This window comes from Flavobacterium sp., assembly GCF_043780635.1.
In the GTDB taxonomy this organism is placed as follows: domain Bacteria; phylum Bacteroidota; class Bacteroidia; order Flavobacteriales; family Flavobacteriaceae; genus Flavobacterium.
On the sequence record NZ_JAYWCK010000098.1, the window covers coordinates 1 to 4145 of the forward strand.

At 36.3% G+C, this 4145-nt stretch carries 3 protein-coding genes and 1 pseudogene; all 4 read left to right on the plus strand.

Annotated elements, in window-relative coordinates; translation table 11 throughout:
* Positions 1-99: 99 nt before the first annotated feature.
* Entirely contained in the window at positions 100-660 is a 561-nt protein-coding gene (locus tag ACH2BV_RS09175; RefSeq protein ID WP_395050427.1) for a DUF3347 domain-containing protein, read from the plus strand.
* A gap of 15 nt (positions 661-675) precedes the next feature.
* Positions 676-1962 (plus strand): efflux RND transporter permease subunit, encoded by a 1287-nt coding sequence (locus tag ACH2BV_RS09180; RefSeq protein WP_395050428.1) that lies wholly within the window; start codon positions 676-678, stop codon positions 1960-1962.
* Between the two features lies 1 nt (position 1963).
* A complete protein-coding gene (locus ACH2BV_RS09185) occupies positions 1964-3913 on the plus strand; it encodes an efflux RND transporter permease subunit (protein ID WP_395050429.1) in 1950 nt (649 codons plus the stop codon).
* A pseudogene (locus ACH2BV_RS09190) lies at positions 3900-4145 on the plus strand (heavy metal resistance protein CzcC); the annotation flags it as partial. The gene ACH2BV_RS09185 and the pseudogene ACH2BV_RS09190, both read left to right, overlap by 14 nt.

Here is a 4145-nt window from a genome sequence, read left to right on the forward strand (position 1 = left end):
CATAAAAATGCAATACTTACACCTACTCAAAAAGAGGAAGTAATCAATTGGATCTCACAACTAAATGACAGTTTATAATTAATATTTAAAATTAAAAAAATGAAGAAATTAAAAATGAATATAGCAGCAATACTATTGTTAGCAGTAACCTATGTGAACGCACAAGGTGGACACAACCACAACACAATGAAAATGGACAACAAGCAAATGGATCATAGCAAAATGACTATGAAAAGCGATGCAAAAGCAGAGGCAATTTTATGGGATTACTTCAATTTAAAAGATGCTTTGGTGAATGATGATGCCAAGGAAGCTGCCCAAGCAGGGTCAAAGTTGATAGTAACCCTAAAGTCATTTAATAGAGAAACTTATAAAGGTATTCAACAAATGGAACTTATCGAAATTATTGTCGATGCAACCAAGCACGCAGAACACATTGTAAAAAGCCCTATAGATCATCAAAGAGAACACTTCAAAACATTGAGCAAAGATATGATCGATTTGCTTGCCATTACCGGTACTGCAAACACATTATATGAACAGTTTTGCCCAATGTATGACAAAGGAAGTGCGTGGTTAAGCACAATCAAAGAAGTAAAAAACCCTTATTATGGAAGTAAAATGCTAAAATGTGGTAGTGTTAAAAAGCAAATTAACTAAACAAAATTAAAAATAATGGTAGAAAAATTAATAACATTCTCACTACGAAATCGAGCCGTTGTATTGCTGGTTTCAGCTTGCTTATTTGCTTGGGGAATTTACAGTGTGCAACAAAATCCTATTGATGCCATTCCTGATTTGTCCGAAAATCAAGTAATTGTATTTACAGAGTGGATGGGAAGAAGTCCACAAGTAATGGAAGATCAGGTTACTTATCCTTTGGTTTCTAATTTACAAGGCGTTCCAAAAGTCAAAAATATTCGTGGTGTCTCAATGTTTGGGATGAGCTTTGTTTACATCATTTTTGAAGATGATGTCGATATTTATTGGGCAAGAACCCGTGTTTTAGAAAGATTAAATTATGCACAACGCTTGTTGCCTCAAAGTGTAGTTCCAACATTAGGACCTGATGGCACAGGTGTTGGTCACGTTTTTTGGTATCATTTAAACGCAAATGGTATGGACTTGGGAGAACAAAGAGCCTTGCAAGATTGGTATGTGAAATTTGCCTTGCAAACCGTTCCTGGAGTTGCCGAAGTGGCTTCCTTTGGTGGTTTTGAAAAACAGTACCAATTGGTGTTAGATCCTCTAAAAATGCAATACTACAACGTCAGTATGATGGAAGTGATGAATGCTGTCAAGACCAGCAATAACGATGTTGGTGGTCGAAAATTTGAAATGAGCAATATGGCTTATATCGTGAGAGGTTTGGGTTACATCAAAAACATAAAAGATGTAGAAGACATTGCCATTAAAAACTATAATTCTGTCCCTGTAAAAGTGAAAGACATTGGTTCAATACAAATGGGTGGAGACTTGCGTTTAGGAATTTTCGACCAAAACGGAACAGGCGAAGTCGTTGGTGGAATCGTGGTGATGCGTTACGGCGAAAATGCCGATGAAGTCATCAAAGCGGTAAAATTGAAGATGAAAGAAGTCGAAAAAGGATTGCCCGAAGGCGTTACTTTTAAAACATCTTATGACAGAAGCGAATTGATAGAAAAAGCCATAGAATCAGTGAAGGGAACTTTAATCGAAGAAATGATTGCCGTTTCCATAATTGTGTTACTGTTCCTTTTTCATTGGCGAAGTGCATTGGTTATTCTCATTCAAATACCCATATCTGTTGCAGTGGGATTTATTTTTCTGCAAGCCTTTGGAATATCTTCCAATATTATGTCACTTACAGGAATTGCTTTGGCAATTGGTGTTTTGGTTGATGATGGGATTGTAATGGTCGAGAACGCTTATAGGACAATTTCGGTCAGACAAGAAGAATTGGATAATAACAAACAAATTTAAAATGAAAGATAGATTCATAAATATATTCAAAAAAATATTCAAGAAAGAACACGATCCGTTAACTTCGGAAGAAAGGCTCAAGATAATAGAGGAATCCTCTCAATTAGTAGGACCAGGTGTTTTCTATTCAACAGTGGTAATAATTGTTTCTTTTTTACCGGTATTTCTGCTTACAGGAATGGAAGGCAAATTGTTTAGTCCACTGGCTTGGACAAAATCACTTATACTTATAGTCGATGCATTTTTCGCCATCTCGCTTACACCAGTGTTGATTAGTTTTTTATTAAAAGGTCGTCTTCGCCCTGAAAATAAAAATCCGATAAATAGAAAACTGGAAAGCATCTATACTCCCATTTTAATTCTATGTTTAAAATGGAGAAAAACAGTTTTGGCAATCAATATCGTAGCTTTGTTAATTGGGGCACTTATGTTTACAAGACTTGGTTCAGAATTTATGCCACCATTAGATGAAGGTTCTATTTTGTTTATGCCAGTCACATTGCCTGATGTTTCCAATTCTGAAGTGAAACGAATTTTGCAAGTTCAGGACAAGCTCATATTATCCATTCCCGAAGTTGCCCACGTTTTAGGTAAAGCCGGTAGAGCAAACACGGCAACAGATAACAGTCCAATAAGTATGGTGGAAACTATTATTCTACTAAAGCCACAACAAGAGTGGAGAGAAGGCAAAAAGAAAACTGATATTGTTAACGAGATAAATAACAAACTGCAAATTCCGGGCGTAACCAATGGTTTTACACAACCCATCATCAACCGGATTAATATGCTTTCAACTGGTATCAGAACCGATGTTGGAATAAAAATTTATGGAGCCAGTTTAGACACCATCAATGTTTTGGCTCAAAAAATTAAAAAAGCACTCGAAGGAACTTCGGGGGTAAAAGATTTGTATGCCGAACCGATTACGGGTGGAAAATACATAGACATTGAAGCAAAAAGAGAAGTTATTGGCAGATATGGCCTTACCGTTGATGACATCAATAACGTAGTCGAAGCTTCGATTGGTGGGATGAAACTGACCACAACTATTGAAGGAAGACAACGTTTTTCGGTCAATGCGCGTTATGCACAAGAATATCGAAATAGCCTTGAAGCCTTAAAAAAACTACAAGTTCAAACGATGCAATATGGCCCAATTCCATTAGAAACGGTTGCCAATGTAAAAATTAGCGATGGCCCACCAATGATAAATAGCGAAAATGCAATGCTTCGAGGTACAGTGTTGTTCAATGTTAGAGAGCGAGATTTGGGAAGCACTGTAAAAGAAGCACAGAAAAAATTGGATGCAATGATGACCAAAATGCCAAAAGGGTATTATGTAGAATGGAGTGGGCAATGGGAAAACCAAATCCGAGCGAACAAAACATTGAGAATGATACTGCCAATCGTTGTTGTACTAATTTTTCTCATTTTATACTTTACGTATCATTCTATGAAAGAAGCGCTAATCACGATGATTACCGTGCCTTTTGCTTTAATTGGAGGAATTTTTATGGTTTATTTTTATGGAATTAACTTGTCCGTTGCTGTTGCTGTTGGTTTTATTGCCTTATTTGGTCTGGCTGTCGAAACGGCAATGTTAATTACCATTTATTTGAATGATGCGATGAATCAAATGGTTAAAAAACACGGAAATAGTTCCAAAACCATTACTGAAGAGATTTTAAGAGAATATATTATTGAAGGTTCAGCCAAAAGATTGCGACCAAAATTAATGACCGTTTCGGTTGCGCTGTTCGGTTTATTACCAATACTTTGGGCAACGGGAACAGGTGCAGACGTAATGTTGCCTATCACAGTTCCTCTTATTGGTGGTACCATTACCTCAACAATTTATGTATTATTAGTAACACCGGTTGTTTTCGAAATGTCAAAACTTCGTGAATTAAGAACAAAAGGCAAAATAGATCTTATAGATGCAAAACATTAAATATTATTTCGTAATAAGTTGTTTGATTTTAAGCTTTTCAAATAGCGTAGCACAAACACTTTCGTTGGATGAAGTTTTGACTACAATCAAAACAAATAATCCACAATTAAAAATGTATGATGCCGACATTCGAAGTATGGATGCCGCGGCAAAAGGAGCCAAAAGTTGGATGCCACCACAAGTGGAAACTGGGTTTTTTATGACGCCTTACAATACAAAATTATGGAAAGCC

What these genes read in the sequence shown, in the direction of transcription:
- ACH2BV_RS09175 (WP_395050427.1), top strand. Translation starts at nt 100, where the DNA reads ATGAAGAAATTAAAAATGAATATAGCAGCAATACTATTGTTAGCAGTA.
- ACH2BV_RS09180 (WP_395050428.1), top strand. Translation starts at nt 676, where the DNA reads ATGGTAGAAAAATTAATAACATTCTCACTACGAAATCGAGCCGTTGTA.
- ACH2BV_RS09185 (WP_395050429.1), top strand. Translation starts at nt 1,964, where the DNA reads ATGAAAGATAGATTCATAAATATATTCAAAAAAATATTCAAGAAAGAA.